At 60.7% G+C, this 17,542-nt stretch carries 17 protein-coding genes; 7 read left to right on the top strand and 10 right to left on the bottom strand.

The genetic code is table 11. The annotated features are described in order from the left end of the window. The first annotated feature begins 17 nt into the window (after positions 1-17). On the top strand, positions 18-200 hold the full coding sequence (locus tag AB0P14_RS03030) for a hypothetical protein (RefSeq protein ID WP_363837540.1): 183 nt from the start codon (positions 18-20) through the stop codon (positions 198-200). Here AB0P14_RS03030 and AB0P14_RS03025 read toward each other — a convergent pair. Continuing rightward, positions 197-1,795 carry an MDR family MFS transporter gene (locus tag AB0P14_RS03025; RefSeq protein WP_363837537.1) on the bottom strand — a complete coding sequence of 533 codons (1,599 nt, stop codon included), beginning with the start codon at positions 1,793-1,795 and terminating at the stop codon, positions 197-199. The genes AB0P14_RS03030 and AB0P14_RS03025 overlap by 4 nt on opposite strands. Positions 1,796-1,981: 186 nt before the next feature. After that, positions 1,982-2,701: a TetR/AcrR family transcriptional regulator gene (locus AB0P14_RS03020; RefSeq protein WP_363837534.1), complete on the bottom strand. Its 720-nt coding sequence runs from the start codon at positions 2,699-2,701 to the stop codon at positions 1,982-1,984. A gap of 145 nt (positions 2,702-2,846) precedes the next feature. On the opposite strand from AB0P14_RS03020, the gene AB0P14_RS03015 reads away from it, so the two are divergent. Genes AB0P14_RS03015 through AB0P14_RS03000 form a run of 4 tightly spaced genes read left to right on the top strand, consistent with a single transcriptional unit; the run spans position 2,847 to position 6,131 of the window. Then, entirely contained in the window at positions 2,847-3,587 is a 741-nt protein-coding gene (locus AB0P14_RS03015; protein ID WP_363837531.1) for an NTP transferase domain-containing protein, read from the top strand. Between the two features lie 3 nt (positions 3,588-3,590). Next, positions 3,591-3,923 (top strand): DUF6457 domain-containing protein, encoded by a 333-nt coding sequence (locus AB0P14_RS03010; RefSeq protein ID WP_363837528.1) that lies wholly within the window; start codon positions 3,591-3,593, stop codon positions 3,921-3,923. 7 nt (positions 3,924-3,930) lie between these two features. Further along, entirely contained in the window at positions 3,931-5,259 is a 1,329-nt protein-coding gene (locus AB0P14_RS03005) for a molybdopterin molybdotransferase MoeA (protein WP_363837524.1), read from the top strand. After that, on the top strand, positions 5,256-6,131 hold the full coding sequence (locus AB0P14_RS03000; protein WP_363837521.1) for an alpha/beta fold hydrolase: 876 nt from the start codon (positions 5,256-5,258) through the stop codon (positions 6,129-6,131). Before AB0P14_RS03005 ends, AB0P14_RS03000 begins: the two co-directional genes overlap by 4 nt. A gap of 136 nt (positions 6,132-6,267) precedes the next feature. Here AB0P14_RS03000 and AB0P14_RS02995 read toward each other — a convergent pair whose 3' ends face one another. After that, entirely contained in the window at positions 6,268-6,981 is a 714-nt protein-coding gene (locus AB0P14_RS02995; RefSeq protein ID WP_363837518.1) for a hypothetical protein, read from the bottom strand. 577 nt (positions 6,982-7,558) lie between these two features. Beyond that, a complete protein-coding gene (locus AB0P14_RS02990) occupies positions 7,559-9,886 on the bottom strand; it encodes an FdhF/YdeP family oxidoreductase (protein ID WP_363837515.1) in 2,328 nt (775 codons plus the stop codon). A 68-nt stretch (positions 9,887-9,954) separates the two neighbouring features. On the opposite strand from AB0P14_RS02990, the gene fdhD reads away from it, so the two are divergent. Next, entirely contained in the window at positions 9,955-10,788 is an 834-nt protein-coding gene (gene fdhD, locus AB0P14_RS02985; RefSeq protein ID WP_363837512.1) for a formate dehydrogenase accessory sulfurtransferase FdhD, read from the top strand. An 89-nt stretch (positions 10,789-10,877) separates the two neighbouring features. Then, complete coding sequence (locus AB0P14_RS02980) at positions 10,878-11,954, top strand: alpha/beta hydrolase (RefSeq protein WP_363837509.1); 1,077 nt, start codon at positions 10,878-10,880, stop codon at positions 11,952-11,954. 107 nt (positions 11,955-12,061) lie between these two features. On the opposite strand, the gene AB0P14_RS02975 is transcribed toward AB0P14_RS02980, so the two are convergent. The 6 genes from AB0P14_RS02975 to AB0P14_RS02950 all read right to left on the bottom strand — a co-directional run bounded on the left by AB0P14_RS02975 (position 12,062) and on the right by AB0P14_RS02950 (position 17,480). Then, on the bottom strand, positions 12,062-12,487 hold the full coding sequence (locus AB0P14_RS02975; protein WP_363837506.1) for a hypothetical protein: 426 nt from the start codon (positions 12,485-12,487) through the stop codon (positions 12,062-12,064). A gap of 31 nt (positions 12,488-12,518) precedes the next feature. Further along, positions 12,519-14,090, bottom strand: a complete 1,572-nt coding sequence (locus AB0P14_RS02970) for a hypothetical protein (protein WP_363837503.1) — start codon at positions 14,088-14,090, stop codon at positions 12,519-12,521. After that, a complete protein-coding gene (locus tag AB0P14_RS02965; RefSeq protein ID WP_363837500.1) occupies positions 14,087-15,013 on the bottom strand; it encodes a hypothetical protein in 927 nt (308 codons plus the stop codon). Before AB0P14_RS02965 ends, AB0P14_RS02970 begins: the two co-directional genes overlap by 4 nt. A 173-nt stretch (positions 15,014-15,186) precedes the next feature. Beyond that, positions 15,187-15,993, bottom strand: a complete 807-nt coding sequence (locus AB0P14_RS02960) for an amino acid ABC transporter ATP-binding protein (RefSeq protein WP_363837498.1) — start codon at positions 15,991-15,993, stop codon at positions 15,187-15,189. After that, entirely contained in the window at positions 15,980-16,639 is a 660-nt protein-coding gene (locus tag AB0P14_RS02955) for an amino acid ABC transporter permease (RefSeq protein WP_363837495.1), read from the bottom strand. Before AB0P14_RS02955 ends, AB0P14_RS02960 begins: the two co-directional genes overlap by 14 nt. Before the next feature lie 31 nt (positions 16,640-16,670). After that, positions 16,671-17,480 carry an amino acid ABC transporter substrate-binding protein gene (locus AB0P14_RS02950; RefSeq protein WP_363837492.1) on the bottom strand — a complete coding sequence of 270 codons (810 nt, stop codon included), beginning with the start codon at positions 17,478-17,480 and terminating at the stop codon, positions 16,671-16,673. Positions 17,481-17,542: the final 62 nt, after the last annotated feature.

Raw genomic sequence — 17,542 nt, 5'->3', positions numbered from 1 at the left:
TGCATCTACTCGCCTGCTTGAGTTCTAGCTCGTTGCACCTTGGCGGGGCGGCCGACCGTCCCCGTCCGGTCCGGATCCCCGGAGCCGCCAACCCCGGACTGGGGCACTATGACTGCACCTTCCGTATCAATGGCGACGTCGCGCCGTACATGCTGTCCAAAAGGTCAGTGGCTTCCCGGGCTGCGGAACCGTCCACTTAGGATCCTTCTGAAGCCTCAACACCTTCCAGCGGCCCGCCCCGGTTGATGCTTGTGGCCAGCGGGATCTCCTTGACGAACAGTAACAAGAGCCCGGCTAACAGCAGCAACGGCACCATGTAGACAAAAATTGGTGTCAGGGCATCGCTATAGGACCCAATCACAATGTGGCGCAACTGTTCCGGAAGCCCCCGAACAATGGCTGGCGTGAGCGAGTTAATGCTGCCGGAACCCTGCGCACCAGAGCTACCCGCAGGAATCCGCTCCGTGAGCAGCGTTGCCAACCGGTGCGCAAAGAGACTGCCCACCACGGCTGATCCCAGCGACGCGCCAATCTGACGGAAGTAGTTGCTGGACGCAGTCGCCATGCCCACCTGGGACGCAGTCGCCATGCCCACCTGGGAGTTCGGGAACTGGTTTTGCACAATCAGCACCAGAATCTGCATCGAGGTGCCCAGCCCGATGCCCATGATGGCCAGGTAGCAGCAGATGATCCAAACGGGCAGGGTAGCGGTCATGGTTGAGAGCAGGACCAGAGCGCTGGCCACAATGAACATCCCCGTGATGGGCAGCCACTTGTACCGTCCGGTTCTGCTGACCAGTTGTCCCGAAGCTATCGAAGTGACCAGCAGCCCCATCATCATGGGAATCATCAAGAAACCTGCCTGCGTGGCATTGGCGCCGGTCACCATCTGCAGGAATGTGGGCATATAGGCCAGTGTTCCAAACATGGCAATCCCGGTGATGAGGCCGGCCGCCGTCGTCAGATTGAAATTGCGGTCCTTGAACAAATGCAAAGACATGATGGGATGATCGGCTTTGCTCTCTACCCAGACAAATAGCACAGCGGCAGCAATAGTGCCGGCACCCATGCCGATGATTTGCACCGAACCCCACGCATATTTTGTTCCTCCCCAGGTGCTCACTAGAACCAAGAGCGTTGATGCGATACCCAACAATGCCATGCCAGCCACATCAACACGGGCCTTAACCTTGGGATGGGCGGGCAGCCGCAGGAAGAACACGGCGGAAACAATGGCCAGCAGGCCCAAGGGGATGTTCATCCATAGGCCCCACCGCCAACCGATACCGTCAGTGAACCAGCCGCCTAGCAGCGGACCAGCCACCGAGGACACCGCAAACACGCCGCCCATGATGCCCATGTACCGTCCGCGATCACGGGCAGGGACCACGTCGGCAATGATGGCCTGGGACAGCAACATCAAACCGCCACCTCCCAACCCCTGAATGCCGCGGCCAATGATCAGCCACGTCATGTCCTGCGCAAAACCACCCACGATTGAACCGAGGATGAAGACGGAGATCGCGCCGATGAACAGGCCTTTGCGTCCTAGGAGATCACCCAGCTTCCCGTAAATGGGGAGCATGATGGTGGAGGCGAGAATGTAAATGGTGATGACCCACAGCATGAGATTGACGCCATGGAGCTCACCAACAATCGTGGGAAGTGCGGTGCTGAAAATGGTCTGGTCCAGCGACGCCAGCAGCATGGTCAGGATCAGCCCTGCGAAAACCAGGAGGATGCTGCGGCGGTCGGACGTTGAGATTTGATCCACAGTGTTAGTAGTTGACGTCATGATGTTTTCCTAGCGGCCGTGTGAGGTGCGGGCGGCTGTGGTTGATGACTCTAATGAATGTACGGCTGAATGTGCGACGGCGTTTCTCAGCTGTTGTTCAGGAGTTCTGGCTTGTGCGGTGGCTCGCCGGGTGAGGAGATGGTGCGGCAGTGGTTGAGTACTGCGCTGCTGACTGTTAGTGGCTGCTCACGGCCAGTGTTCGTTGGCGGTGATGTGCTGGATGAGCTCAGCGGTGGTCTGCATCAAGGACTCACGGTTGGCAGTGAAATTTCCTGCGGCCCATTTTTGCAGGGCAAAACGGAGGGCACCTGAGACGAGGGCGACAACGATGTGTGCCTCGTCCTCAAGATCCGGGGTTTCTGTGGTGCTGCGCCCGTCATGGCGGAACCGCTCCAGTATGTAGCCCACAAAGATCTCTTCCGTCTCGCTGATCTTGGCTTTTTCTCGCTCCAGCAGCCCGGGAGTCTGGTGGATGAGCCGATGCCTGGCTTGAAACAGTTCCAGATCGGTCTCGGCCTCGATAAAGGTTGTTGAGATCAGCCCGAACAACCCACCAAAAACACTGGTCCCGCCACCTTCGATAAAATCTCGGTGCTGCTTTGCGGTCGGCAGCGGCCTCCGTGGGCTGACGTAGGCGCCCTCTTTGTTGCCGAAATAGTTGAAAAACGTTCGTTGGGAGACGGAACTAGCCGTACAGATCATCTCGACGGTGACGTTCTCATGGCCGTGACGAAGGCCAAGCTCAATGGCCGCGCGGCGAATGGACAGCCGTGTGGCGGCCCGCTTTCTATTGCGCAGCGTGTCCCGGGTGTCCTGAGCATGTTGAGCGTTTTGAGCATGTTGAGCGTGTTGAGCGTTGGGGAGCGATTCGTCCTCGGACGACGACTGCGTTGTTTTCACGCTCATGCTGATTCCTGTGAAGGTGTGCACAGTGCCACGTGATTCCGTTGAGCACAGCTTCAATTCTATTTGTAGTTCCTGCAAATTTTTAGTGAGTGCACAATTATTCTCCGGTGAGTGCCACCGCTGGCGCGACCGATACGATGGCCATATGACTGGCGATCAAGACAGACCTCTGCAAGCACTGATTCTCGCCGGTGGGCTCTCGCGCAGACTGGACGGCGTACCCAAAGCGGGGCTCATAATGGAAGGCCAAACACTCTTGGCACGCACCCTTGATGCCGTCGTGGGGTTACTCGCAGGCCGGAACGCCGCTAGGCAGCTGACTTCCGCGCCCACCCCAGCCCAAACGGCGCCCATCCCAGCCCAAACGGATGGTGTAGGGAAAGTGGAAGGCGGCATCGCCGTCGTAGGTCCCGTAGAAAAGATCGCAGGCTGGCTGGAGACGGCCGAACACGCAAGCCAGGCGATGACAGTGCAGGAAGATCCGCCGTATTCCGGTCCTGCGGCCGGGATTGCGGCCGGGATTGAGGCTCTGGCAGCCGATCGCGGACACGTGCTAGTTCTGGCGTGCGATATGCCGTGGGCCGGTGCGGTGGCGCGACTTTTGCTGGATGCATCTGGTGACTGTTCTCCTGGGCAGGGCGTGATGGCGGTGGCTGACGGGAAGAAGCAGCCCTTGGCCGCCGTCTATCCGCTGCGTGAGTTGCGGGCCGCGGCTGACACGGCGCGGGCGGCGCACCGTCTGGAGAATGCCTCGGTTTTCGCGCTGGTTGCTAATGTGAACATGAAGGAACTCGTCGTGCCAGCAGAGCTGACGGCGGACATTGACACTTGGGCGGATGCTCGTGCGCAGGGGATCGCTGCGGGAGCAGCCGGTGCGGAAGGATGACTGTTGGAAAATCATGACGAGTTGTTGCAAGAGTGGACCCAGAAGCTTCTGGAGGCCTTTGAAATTGGCGACCTCGACGTGGACATTCACGCGGTCCTGAATGTTGCTGGTGTCGCTGCGCATTCGATCGTTCGTCCAGCGGCGCCTCTGACTACTTTTGTGGCGGGGCTGGCGGCAGGTTTGGCGGCGGGATCGGGCCAAGCACCTGAACCAGTGGCCATGAAGGCTGCGCTGGGGCTGGCCAAGAAGCTGGCTGCGGCACAGGCTCCAGCTGTAGAGGCCCCGGCTGTGGAAGCGCCTGCCGTGGATGCTGGCGAAAAGTCCCAGGGAAACTAGTACCGGCATGATGGATGACGCGGCCGCCGCTGCCACCGCTGCTACCGAGCCGACCGCTGCAACTGGGGAACCAACTGCTGGCACTGTGCCCGCTGATTCAGCAGGAGGTTCGAGGGCACAGGCCGAGGTTGTCCTACCCGAGGCCGTGCCCGGCAAAGTTTTGCCACATACCTGGCAGGAAGCGCGGGAGGCTGCATGGCATGCGGCAGAACCGCTGGTTGCACATACAGTTCCGCTGAGCATGGCTGTGGGCCGGATACTTGCCGCAGACGTGTTCGCAAGTCTTGCTATGCCGCATTACGCCTCTTCGGCCATGGACGGCTGGGCCATTGCGGGTAGCCCTCCGTGGATTCTGGCAGAGCCTGGCCGGCGGCTGGCACCAGGACAGGCCGTCCCCATTGTCACAGGGGGCCTGATTCCTACTGGTGCTAAAGCTGTGCTGCGCAGCGAAGCGGGCGAACTTGCCAAGGACGACGACGGACTGCCGATCCTAGTACGCGGAGGTGACGCTCGTCCCGGTGAGCCGAAGAATGCGCAGCATATCCGCCCCGCCGGGCAGGAGGCTGCGGAAGGGGAACTGCTGATCGCCGCAGGCGCTACCCTGAACCCGGCCCATGTTTCACTCGCGGCACTCGGTGGCCTCGATGAACTCTCGGTGTTAGGCCGCCCTGCCGTCAAGATTGTCCTGACCGGTGACGAGGTGGTGCCCTCGGGTCTGCCAGAACCCGGATTTGTGCGCGACGCTTTCTCGCCTCAGCTCGGTTCCGTGGTTGAGATGCTCGGTGGGACGGTGGTTGGCTTGCAACGCGCAGCCGACAACCTTGCCTCCATGCTGGACGCCCTGGCCGACGACGAAGACGACCCGGCCGACGTCGTTATTACCACCGGCGCAACGGGACATTCCAGCGCTGACTTCCTCCGTGCCGCCATCGAATCCATGGGTGGCACCTTCCACATTCCGCACATTGCCATGCGCCCGGGCCACCCCACCTTGCTGGCCGAGCTGCCCGACGGACGGTTCATCGTGGGCTTGCCCGGCAACCCGCTGGCCGCCATGGTGGGACTCATGACCTTGGGTGCACCGTTGCTAGCTCGCCTCGGAAGCCTGCCGATGCCGACGCTGAGCGAGGTGCCATGCGGCTCACCCATCAAGGAATATCAGGGACCCACCCGCATCATGCCTTACCGCTTGGTCTACGGGTTGGCTTCACCCGTCGCCCACACCGATTCGGCCATGATGCGAGGACTCGCAGCGGCCGACGGCGTCATGGCAGTTCCGCCGCACGGCGCCAAAATGGGGGAGCTGCTACCCTCCATGATTCTGCCCTGGAAATGAGCACTTCTTCGGCTACGGTGTTCAAGTGTGCCGACGGTCGGGAACTGCACGGCACGGTATTTGACGTGGCCCCTGGGACCCGGCGGCTCGGGACGGTTGTCATTGGCTGCGCCACGGCAGTGAAAGCAAATTACTACCACCGCTACGCCGCATTCCTGGCCACCAACGGTTTCACCGCCGTCACCTTCGACTACCGGGGAATTGGTGAATCCCGCGACGGATCGTTGCGCGGGCAGAAAGTCCGCTGGTACAACTGGGGATCGCTGGATATTGACTCGGTCCTGGCCTGGGCCTTGGAGCATTCGGACGGGCTACCGGTGAATTTCGTGGGACACAGCTTCGGCGGTTTCGGCGTGGGGATGGCCGAACATGCGGCCGGGCTTTCCCGCATCCTGACAGTCGGCGCCCAGCACGCATATTGGCGTGACCTCACGCCGCGGCACCAGATCGGTCACCTCGGACGTGCCGCCGTCATGCTGCCGCTGGTTGCCGTGATGGGCTATTTTCCGGCTAAGAGGCTGCGGCTCATGGAAGACCTGCCCGCCGGTGTTGCCCTGGACTGGGCTCGTTCCCGCAAAGACTTTACTACCGCAGCTACCGGTTCAGAACGTGAATCTCTCCGCGCCCATCAAGCTGCCGTGACGGCGCCGATCCTGGCGCTGGCACCGAACGACGATCCCTATGCCACGATCCCCGCCATGAAGCGGGCCGTTTCCTATACACCCAACAGTGCTTCCAGAGTGATCCACCTGCTGCCGGCGGATTACGGGGAGAGCAAGCTGGGCCACTTCGCCCTGTTTCACAGCCGCCACAAGGACACATTCTGGGAGCAGTCACTGCATTGGTTGTGCAGTGGCAGCTGGATCGGGTAACCGATCTCTGCACCGCTTCACTGCTTCACCGCTTCACCGCGAAATTGATCCGTGAGAAATGGTCGCTTTGACGGATCAAAGCGACCATTTCTCACGGATCGACGAAGGTTGAGGTGTCGACGTGGCGGAGATGCATTCACGTGATGTCCTTGCGGACATACAGCTGCCCTTCAAGCGAGTTTCGGGCTAGATTTTTTGGATCGTTCCACCCTCCGAGAACCAGCATTCGCGCTATTTTGGTGATGGCTACTAGACCGTCGTTCCCCATGTCGTTCTTGTTGATCACGCTTTGGTGCCATCCCAGCGAAGTGGTCAAGAAGTTCCGGTCGTGGTCCTTGGCTTGTTGTTCTGGAGTTAAATGATGGCCGCCATCGTACTCCGCACAGGTGCGGTAACGAGGGCAGGACAAGTCCGGAGCAACTTTGGGGTTCCCCGCGGCGTCCTTGATTTCAAAGTTGCATATGAATTCAGGCAGGGCCCAGTGGTTGATGCACAGCCGCAGCTGGGTTTCCGGTGCTGAATCGGCGCCGACCCTGACCAGCTTCATCGCCGCCTGCAACTTTCGTATTCCGCGAAGTCCTCGGTGCTGGGCAATGTATGAGTGCAGCTCACTGATGTCCACTATTGGAAGCTTTTTCGGGCCAAAGCTACGGTTGTGGGCGCAAACAATCTGGTCGGCAACAGCAACGAGTTCATCAATTGAGAGCTCCTGCGCAATATCCAAGAGCGTTCGTTGAACGGATGTGACTGGAATTCCTTGAACTATGTCGTAGTCCGTTGCCGCCAGAGATAATTCGTGGCCCTCGACTCGGGTGCGCTGAGGTCTGCCTTGGCCCAGGTTTTTGGACAAATGAATATCTTGTGTGTTGATGAACCGAAGTGGGAGCCGAAACCCATGGAGCTTGGCTGCTGTGATGTGGCTGATGAGACCTCCCGGGGTCACGGCAGTGATTGCTCTGCAGCTGTCAATCAGACTGACTGCCACGTTCTTCGGCAAACGGACATCGCGGCATGGTGTCCATAGGTCGGTTGCCCGGGTTCTGCCACGACTCACACCAGCCTGTCGGGCTTGATCGAACGTAAATGGTCTCCCGAGGAGGTGCAATGGAAGTGGCTTCGGAGTTCTCATGTCTCCATTGACGGCCAGGTCCGAGATGAACTCCACCCTGTGTTGTGCTTTTGTGGGCGGGACAGCATGTGGCGCCCAAGTGGAGGAAACAACTAGGCACTTAGGTGGGGGCTATTGCGGCGATCCGTGAGAAATGGTCGCTTTGCAAAATTGATCCGTGAGAAATGGTCGCTTTGACGGATCAAAGCGACCATTTCTCACGGATGGACGAAGCGGCTGGAGGTGCAGCGATTTCGAGGGGCCAGACCACCGGGGCAGGAGCCGACCACCGGGGCGGGGCCGGGCAAGACCACGGGGGTCAGGCCACGGGCTCCAATCGGATGACTACCGACTTCGAGGTGGGCGTTCCGCTGACGTCAGCCTTGGAATCGAGGGGAACCAAGACATTCGTTTCCGGGTAGTACGCGGCGGCGCAACCCACGGGGGTGGAATAGGCCACCACGCGGAAGTTGGGGGCGCGGCGGTCCACGCCGTCCTTCCATTCTGAGACCAGATCCACCATGGTGCCATCGGCAATGCCGAAGGAGTCCAGATCCTTCTGGTTGACGAACACTACGCGGCGCCCGTTCTTGATGCCGCGGTACCTATCGTCCTTGCCGTAGATGGTGGTGTTGTACTGATCGTGCGAGCGCAGGGTCTGCAACAGCAGCCGCCCCTCCGGCACCTTCGGATACTCCAGTTCATTGGCGGTGAAGTGTGCCAATCCGGAGTCGGTGGTGAACGTGCGGGAATCGCGGGGACCGTGCGGCAGGATGAAGCCGCCGGGCACGTCGATCTTCGCTTCGAAGTCCTCAAAGCCGGGGACCACTGCCGCAATGTGGGAGCGGATGAGGCTGTAGTCGCCCATCATGGCATCCCAGTCGGCGTCGGGGGCACCTGGGCGGGTGCCGCCGTCGTCCGAGGAAAACAGCAGCTTGGCCAGCCGGCACACAATGGCAACCTCGGAGAGCAAATTATCCGACGCCGGAGCGAGCCGCCCGCGCGAGGCGTGCACGGCGCTCATGGAATCCTCAACCGTGACGCGTTGGTCGCCGCCGGCCTGAGTGTCACGCTCGGTGCGGCCCAGCGTGGGCAGGATCAGGGCAGAGCGGCCCGTAATCAGGTGCGATTTGTTCAGTTTCGTCGAGATTTGCGCCGTCAACGACAAGCGGCCAAGGGCGGCCTCGGTGACATCGGAGTCCGGGGTGGCGCGGACAAAGTTGCCACCCATGCCCAGGAAAACTCCGGCCAAACCGTCGCGCATGGCCTCGATAGCGGCGACGGTGTCGAAGCCGTCGGGGCGCGGGGAGGCGAAGGAGAACTCGGCATCGAGAGCGTCGTGGAAGGCTTCCGGCATGCGCTCAAAGATGCCCATGGTGCGATCGCCCTGGACGTTGGAGTGGCCACGGACCGGGCACACACCGGCGCCGGGCTTGCCGATGTTGCCCTGGAGCAACAGCACGTTGACGATATCACGCAGCATGGCCACCGAGTGTTTGTGCTGGGTCAAGCCCATGGCCCAGCAGACCACCGTTGCCTTGGACGCCAAGAGGCGTTCGCCGGTGGTCCGGATTTGCGCCTCGGTGAGTCCGGTGGCCTTGACAATCTCGGCCCAGCTGACCTGCTCCAACTGTTCCAGATACTCGCCCAGGCCCGTGGTGTGGGAATCGATGAACGCGGTGTCGAAGACCCGGCCGGCATGCGCGGACCCCGGGCGGCGCTGCTCCTCGAGCAGGAATTTACCCAGCCCCTGGAACAGCGCCTGGTCACCGCCGAGCTTGATCTGCAAGAAATCATCTGCCAGCGCGGTGCCTCCACCCACCAAACCACGGATGGTCTGCGGGTTCTCAAAGCGCATGAGCCCGGCCTCGGGCAGCGGGTTGATGGCGACGATGATGGCCCCGTTTTTCTTGGCCTTCTCCAGCGCCGTGAGCATGCGGGGGTGGTTGGTGCCCGGGTTCTGGCCCGCAATCAGGATCAGCTCCGACTCGTAAATGTCCTCCAGCGACACCGAGCCCTTGCCAATGCCGATGGTCTCCGTCAGGGCAGAACCGCTGGACTCGTGGCACATATTGGAGCAGTCCGGCAGATTGTTCGTGCCCATCCCGCGCACCATCAGCTGGTACAGGAACGCTGCCTCGTTGGAGGTGCGCCCGGAGGTGTAGAAGATGGCCTCGTTGGGGTCTTTGAGCGCCTTGAGCTCATCGGCCAGAATCCCCAGCGCCCGTTCCCACGAGACCGGGACATAGTGATCGCTGCCCTCGGCGAGATACATGGGATCGGTCAGGCGGCCCTGCTGTCCCAGCCGGAAATCATCCCACGTGCGCAGCTCGCTGACGCTGTGCTCTGCGAAGAACGACGGCGGCACGCGCCTTTTCGTTGCTTCCTCGGCGACAGCCTTGGCCCCGTTTTCGCAGAACTCTGCCTTGTGCCGCTTGTCGGATTCGGGCCAGGCACAGCCCATGCAGTCAAAGCCGTCCTTTTGGTTGATCTGCACCAAGGTTTGGACCGACCGCAGCGGCCCCATTTGCTTGAGGGAGATTTCCAAGGCGTGCACGATCCCTGGAATTCCTACAGCTTTTTTCTGCACGCTACCCACCGAGAGTTGCTGTTCGTCAATGTTTTCCTGCGGCGCCTTGCCAGCCATGATGGTTCCCTTCATCGCGGAGCATCTACTGTTGATCTTAGACGCTTTAGTTTTATTGGAGGAATGTTATGGGACGGCTCATTCGCAGGCTCAAGGCCACCAAGGTCAGCATCACCGATGGCCGCCGAGTTATACGCGAGGAAGCTCTGGCCGTTGAGGAGCCCCTTGAAATTCGTTTAGGGGACGAGTCCTTCACTGTCACGATGCGCACCCCGGGCGATGATTTCGATCTGGTGGCAGGTTTTCTGGTCTCGGAAGGGATCATCTTTGAACCGGAACAGCTGATTTCGCTGCGGTTCTGTGCCGGTGAGGATGAAAACGGGCAGCAAACCTTCAATGTGGTCGAAGCTCAGTTGCGCCCCGATGTGGCCATGCCGTTGCCGGCAGCCCAACGCCACGTCACTACCTCCAGTGCCTGCGGAATTTGCGGGACTGCTTCCATTGATGCGGTCCACAAGTCATCACACTTTAGGGTCGCGGCGCCCTTGGATGAGGTACTACTTTCAGCTTCCGTGCTGGCTGCATTGCCTGACACGCTGCGGGAACAGCAGAAATTGTTTGAAAAGACCGGTGGTGTTCACGCGGCAGGGCTGTTTGCCCCGGATGGCGAGCTACTCTCGCTGCGCGAAGATGTGGGCCGGCACAACGCCGTAGACAAAGTGGTGGGTGCAGCGTTCAGGGAAAAACAGCTCCCCTTGAATAACACCATCTTGCAGGTGTCGGGAAGAGCCTCATTTGAGCTCGTCCAAAAAGCAGCGATGGCAGGGGTGCCGATGCTCGCGGCCGTGAGTGCGCCGTCGTCCTTGGCTGTTGAACTGGCCCAAACCGCAGGGATCACGCTGGTGGGCTTTAGCCGCGGCAGCACGTTAAACGTCTACACACATCCTGGGCGCGTGGGCTGACGCCACGGCTCACATATCCGGGCGCGTCACATATCCGGGCGCGGTGTTGTGCGGATGTGGCGTTTCTGGCGCCTGATGAGGAGAGAAACATGCCGACAAGTTCAGTTTCAGCCCGGGCAATTTCGGTCGGTGCGGTTTCAATGCGCGTAGCGCGTGGACTGATTCGTGCTGTTGCTGCGCTGCCGGAACCCGTTCAGCGGCTGATCGCCGGAAAGCCTGTGGAAATTGACGGCCAGCGGTTGTTCACCGAAGTGCAGATGGCGTTGCGGCTGCTCAACGCGCTCCCAGAGCCCCACGACCCCTCCTTGGCTCAGGCGCGGGAACAGACCGTCGATGCGGCCTTGCTCCTGGGGTTGAGTACGCCGGTGGGGGAGGTGCGCAGCATTGCTATTCCAACCCGTGCAGCCTCGGTGGGAGCCCGCGTTTATATCAATGATCCGGCCAGCCCGGTGGAAGCGGCCGTGGTCTACTTTCATGGTGGCGGCTGGGTGGTGGGTGGGCTCGATTCCACGGATTCAGTGTGCCGCTACATTGCCGCCCATGCGAATGTGGCCGTGATTTCGGTGGACTACCGGCTGGCGCCTGAACATCGCTTTCCGGCCGGGCTTCAAGACGCTGTGGATGCGTACCGGTGGGTGCGGGCGCAGCCGCAATGGGGCGATGTTGTTGTGGTGGCCGGAGATAGTGCAGGCGCCACCTTCAGCGCAGCGGTGTGTGCCCAGACGCTTGAAGAGGGTGCACCGGATTACCAGTTGTTGTTTTACCCAGCGACTGATTTGTCCACGAAACACCGCTCCTACGAACTGTTCGGCGAAGGGTTCTTCCTGACCGGCACCAAGATGGATTGGTACCGGGAGCGCTATCTTAGCGATCCCGGACAAGCCACCGATCCGCTGGTCTCACCTCTCCTAGGGGAGGTTGCCGGCCACCCGCCTGCTCACGTGGCCGTTGCCGGTTTTGATGTGCTGCGCGATGAGGGGCTGGCCTACGCCGACAAGCTTGAGGCTGCAGGGGTCCCTGTCACTCGGCAGATCGCTACCGGACACATCCACGCCTTTGTCAATGTTATTGGCGTTGGCCAGACCGGACGCCGGGAGCTCGCTCTTGCGGTTGAATCTTTGCGAGCGGGGATCGCCGCGATTCGCCAATCCAGAGTTGATCCTTAGAACGGGCGGCGATCAACTAGCAACGGGCCAGCTGCAACGGGCTAGGGGCCACGGTGATCATGGAACTTACGGCGAACATTATCGGTAGTGCGTTTATTGAGTACCGTTTATTGAGCACCGTTGGCGTAGGCGATGATCTGCGTGACGCTGGGCTTTTGAGGAAGTCCGAGCGCGGTGGGGGTGATGGTGTTTTCCTGCCCAGCTTCGGTTACTTGGAAGGACACCTTTGACGTTGTGTTGATGCCGTCGGAGGCGCCCGCAAACGCTCTCAAGGACTCCTCCATGACTGTTTCCAATGAAGGGGTTCCGGCCTCGGCCGTAATCCTCACTGTGACGGAGGAACCCATGCCGGATTTCACGGTGTACCGCGAATCTACCGACTCCACACCGGGAACAGCCGCGATGGCTGCGTTGAGGTTTTGTGCCACGGAGCCGTCGTCGCCGGTTTTATTGGCACTTCCGCCGACGTTGCAGGCGCTGAGCAGCAGTGCCAGCAGCCCCACGAGGGCGACAGTTTTTGCTTTGTTGAGCATCTGGCTACCTTAACCTAATCCTGTCCCAAATCTAATACCGGCCGGTGGGGACATCCACGGCTGTCACCCGGGACGCATCATTGGTGAGGAACGGATTCATGGACGGATCGTTCTCATAGTCCGCGATTTGTGTGTACTGATCGGTGTTGGCCATGGAATCGACGTAATTATTGAAGTCATGATTTGTGATGGCGTCACTGGCAGCCGTGCCAGTAGCCGCCCCGGCAGCGCCGACAACCCTGCTGGCCTGATCTGGGGTAGCTCCGCCCGGAAGGTTTCCTATGGCCTCACCAACCCCAGCTCCGATGCCCCGACCCGTCTGACTAAACTGAGCGTCCTGTTGCTCGTTGGCAGGTGGGTTGTCCATGGTCACGGTGGTGACATTGGAGGGTTGGCTGGGGACTGAGTCATCAGCGCGGAGGCCGCCGAGGTCCAGCTGGGGGACTAGATCGCCCGCGTGTGCAACTTCCAAGATATTGACGCGGGGGTCCACATTGGCGCCGTCCACAGGTGAACCGACAGTCATGACGTTTGTAATGTTGTACTGTGCCATGAAGGCAGGATCCGATACGAGGGCGATCGCCAGCATGCCGCCCTGGCTGTGCCCATTGATCATGACGGGCGCTCCCGGAGGGATGCCGGCGCGCTGCATGGCCAGGATTACGGCTTGCTGGGCTGAACTGGATTGGCCCGCCATGACCATCAGGTTGCTGGTCAGATCCCGGCTCTGTCCACCGCCAGTGACGCCCCAATTCTCTGTTCCCGGGATGTTGACTATGTACGCGAAGCTACCGTCGGGCTGTTCAATCTTCAGGATGCGGATATCACCGTTCTCGGTGCCCGGCACATCTCCGGCAACGTACGCGTCTGAGACGCTTTGAATCATGGCGCTGGCGGAGCTGGGTAGCGTCAGTTCTGGTCGTGAAGTGTTGAACGCTACAGGGATGGGGTCCCCAGCGTAGGGACGTCCGTCGTCAAAAATATGGAGATCCACTTGGCCCCGGGTAAACACGTTCGCCCCGAAATTGATGCCAGCCCCTATGGTCAAGCCCACCTGGGCGGCCAGGGCAGACACGGAGGGTGGATTGCCGGTGAGCATATTGAAGCCCATGACGCTCAAGTGGCCCAACTGGTTGGCGAAGTTCCACACCGGTCTAATGGCAGGGAGCCGGATGATTTCCCCGCCAAGCCAACTCAGCCCGTCTCTGACCGTGTCAAGGGCGCCGTCAACAGCATCGCCGATACCATCCACAACATCGCCGACGCCTTCGGTGACGTCCTCCCAGAGGTTCTGTCCAGCCTCGATAATGCTGTCCCAGAAACCTCCGCCATCATCCACGGAGCTGGCCCGTTCCTGCTCAGCAATTTCGCGCAGCAGCTGCGTTGCGGCATCGTCCAAATCTCGGGCAGTGCTGCTCAGGCGTTTCCGGTTCGCCGGCCACTGCGTGCGGAACCGCTGGCTATCCGGCCCCTGCCATCCCGTGTGGGCAACAGTCTGGCTCAGGAACGCACCTGCCTGGTCCAGCTGACGCGCGGAATTCTGCAAGATCTTGACTAGATCACGGCAGTCCGCGGGATCAAGCCCCTGCATCCCCGTACTCATTTGGCGCCATCCTCGGCCGCACCGGCCGCACTCGGCGCAGTTGCAGCGCCGGCCGCACTCGGCGCGGTTGCAGCGGCGGCTTCGGCAGCCGCTAAGGCGTCGTGGGCGCCAACCACGGCGAAGAGCAGTTCGTGGGCAATGTGCCCCGCAGGCACCTCGGTCATCCGCAATTCAGGGGCTGCCCCATTGGCCGAGGTGTTAGCCACCGCGCTGTTTTCGCTGTTATTCTCGGGGCGCGATGCCGTGTTGCGGGTGGTCACCGAATACAACGTCTCGCCCTGGACCGACCACATGCCTGACCAGACCCGCGGTGGAAGTCCGGGGGATACCGTGGTGACGCTGAGAGTGACGTTCGCGTCCTCGGGAGGGAGCGACGCCGGATCGGTCCCCGCGCCGAGGACCACCGCAGGTTCGGCGTTGCTGGGTCCAGCCTTGGCCGGTGCACGCACCACATCCAGTGGTGGGAGTAGCCGGGACACCGCACCCCACACGTTTTCCTCGTTGAACAGCGTGATCTCCATGCTGTCTTCGCTGCCGGTGATGGTGGTCCCAGCAGGGCCTTGCTCCGACACGTGCCGCTGGTGGACAGCCAGCCCGCGCCCGGCCCGCAGCCCCACAGCACTAGTAGTGCTGACACCGTTGTACGTGCCCCGCGCCGTCACCGTGATGGGAGCCGTCAAAAGAAGTGCGACGGCGCCCGTCCACTGCCGCGTTACCTCACCTGGCAGCGGGGACATCTGGAGTTCGTTGAGTTCCGCCCAGCCCGCAGCTGTGGCTTCCTTAGCTATGGATGCGGCCCCGTTGGTGGGTTCTGCCGGTAGTCCCAGGGTTGCGCTGGTTGATTCGCACAGCAGTGTCCAGGCCGTGGTGCTCATTTGCACGCGCCGCAAAATAATAGGGCCGGCAGTGGATGGTTCGCTCATGTGTTTCCCCTGTGCAAGATCGGAATACGCCGGATGAAAAATCAATCCAGTAGCGTGGAATAGCTTTGTATCAAGCTATGTCACCGAGAATGCAGTTGGCGATGGGGCGCACTCCCCATCTGTTGGGAGCGGCACCACCTGACAGCGGGGCTACCTAGAAGTAGCGCCCGGCGTTAGATTTCGTGGAGCAGGCGCCGTACGAAAGCTTGGGTGCGTTCTTGTTGGGGGTTGCGTAGCACCTGACTGGCCGGACCCCGCTCCACCACCACGCCGCCGTCCATGAAGACCACCTCGTCCGCCGTTTGCCGGGCAAAGGCGAGTTCGTGGGTCACGATCACCATGGTCCAGCCTTCTTCGGCCAACTCCTTGATAACGGCCAGAACGTCGTCCACCAGTTCAGGGTCTAGCGCAGAGGTGGGCTCGTCGAAAAGGAGTAGTTGCGGCTTCAAAGCCAGGGCACGCACAATGCCCACGCGCTGCTGCTGTCCGCCGGAAAGTTCAAAGGGGTAGGCGTCGCGTTTATCGGCCAAGCCCACGCGCGCCAGCAGCTTTTCCGCCTCGGCGACAACTTCGGCACGGGGGCGCTTTTGCACCTGAACCGGGCCTTCTATGACGTTCTGCAACACCGTTTTGTGGGGGAACAGATTGTAGTGCTGGAAGACCATGGCACTGCGGTCACGTAACGCGTCAATCTCAGCAGCACGGGCCTTCTTCGATCCCGCTGTGGCACTGAAATCAACCGTCAGGTCTTCACCCCCCGCAGCGTCCCGGGCACCCATGGTGACGGATCCGGCGTCGGGCGTTTCAAGGCCGTTAAGGGAACGCAGCACAGTGGTCTTGCCGGACCCAGAGGGGCCAATGAGCGCCACCACCTTGCCGCGCGGGACATCGAGATCGATGCCGCGCAGCACGGTGTTGGCACCAAAAGCCTTAGTCAGGCCACGGACCTGAAGAACTGAAGCAGTATTAGTGGGCAACATAGCGGTCCAACCTCTTTTCCACGCGGGTCTGGGCAGTCGACAAGATGAGGCAAATGACCCAATAAATCAGGGCTGCTTCAAGGTAAAGCAGCATGAATTCCTGGCTGAATGCCGCCACCTGCTGGGCCACACGGAACATCTCGGTGACCAGAATCAGCGACGCCAGGGAGGTGTCCTTGACGAGCGAAATGAAGGTGTTGGACAGCGGTGGGACGGACACCCGAGCGGCCTGCGGCAAGATGATGCGCAGCAGCGTCTGGTTGCGCGACATCCCGATCATGTGCCCGGCTTCCCATTGGCCGCGGGGCACCGAGAGGATAGCTGCGCGAATGATCTCGGCCGCGTAACCACCCACGTTCAGGGAGAAGGCGATGATGGCACTGGGCCAGGGATCGAGCTTCACCCCGATGGTGGGCAGCCCGTAGAAGATCACGAATAACTGCACCAGCAGGGGTGTGCCACGGATGATCGAGACGTAGACCCGGCCCACGCCACTGGCCAGTTTGTTCGAGCTAATGCGCATGACCGCAATGACCAGCGCGATCAGCAAGCCCAGAACAAACGAGGCCAGTGTCAGTGGAATGGTGCCCTTGATGGCGCCCAGCAGCATGGGGCCTAAGGAACTCCAGAAAAGATTAAAGTCCATGGCTGAACTCTAACGGGTTCGTGACCGGCGCTTACTTGCTGAAGTCTTCGCCAAAGTACTTTTCGCTCAGTTTGGTCAACGAGCCATCTGCGGCGAGATCCTTCAACGCCACATCAACGGCGTCCTTGAGAGCAGTAGAGCCCTTGTGGAAGGCGATGGAGGAGTCGGAGGATTCATCGGTGGTTGCGGCGATCTTCAGGCCCGAGTTAGGCGTGTTCTTCATGTAGTCCTCCACGGTGAGCTTGTCATTGACGCTGGCATCAACGCGGCCGTCCTTCAGCAGCGAGGCAGCCTGGGCCCAACCCTCAACGGCCTCCACCTTGGCGCCGTTTTTAGTTGCCAGCGTGTACCAGTTACTGGTCAGCGACTGAGCTGTGGTCTTGTCCTTGAGATCGGCAAAGGACTTGATGTCAGTGTTGCTTTCCAGAGTCACGATGACGCCACGGGAAACCGTGTACGGCGTGGACAGCTCATACTTTTCCTGACGTTCCGGGCTGACTGTCACCTGGTTGGCAATGGCGTCAAAGCGCTTGGCTTCCAGCCCGGCAAAGATGGAATCCCACTGGGTTTCTTCAAACTTGGCCTTCACACCGAGCTTCTCGGCCACAGCCTTGGCGACCTCAACGTCGTAACCGGTCAGCTCGCCAGCACCACCTTCGTGGTAACTGAACGGCTTGTAGGTGCCCTCGGTAGCGAACACAATCTCACCGGCATCCTTCACGCTACTCAAGGACGTGTCCCCGCCAGCGGTGGTTCCCGTATCCGAGGTGCCGCCGCATGCCGCCAGGACAAGCGATGCTGCTGCCAGTAATCCGACGACTCCGAAACTGCGACGATTCATGTTGATGTGTTCCTTTACTGTGAACGATTGCCGTGCGCGTTTGTTGTGCACGTTTTTGTAAT

Origin of the sequence: Specibacter sp. NPDC078709, from assembly GCF_040686795.1 — a bacterium.
In the GTDB taxonomy this organism is placed as follows: domain Bacteria; phylum Actinomycetota; class Actinomycetes; order Actinomycetales; family Micrococcaceae; genus Specibacter.
The sequence above is the reverse complement of the archived record's forward strand: the minus strand, read 5'-3'. Positions and strand labels throughout refer to the sequence as shown.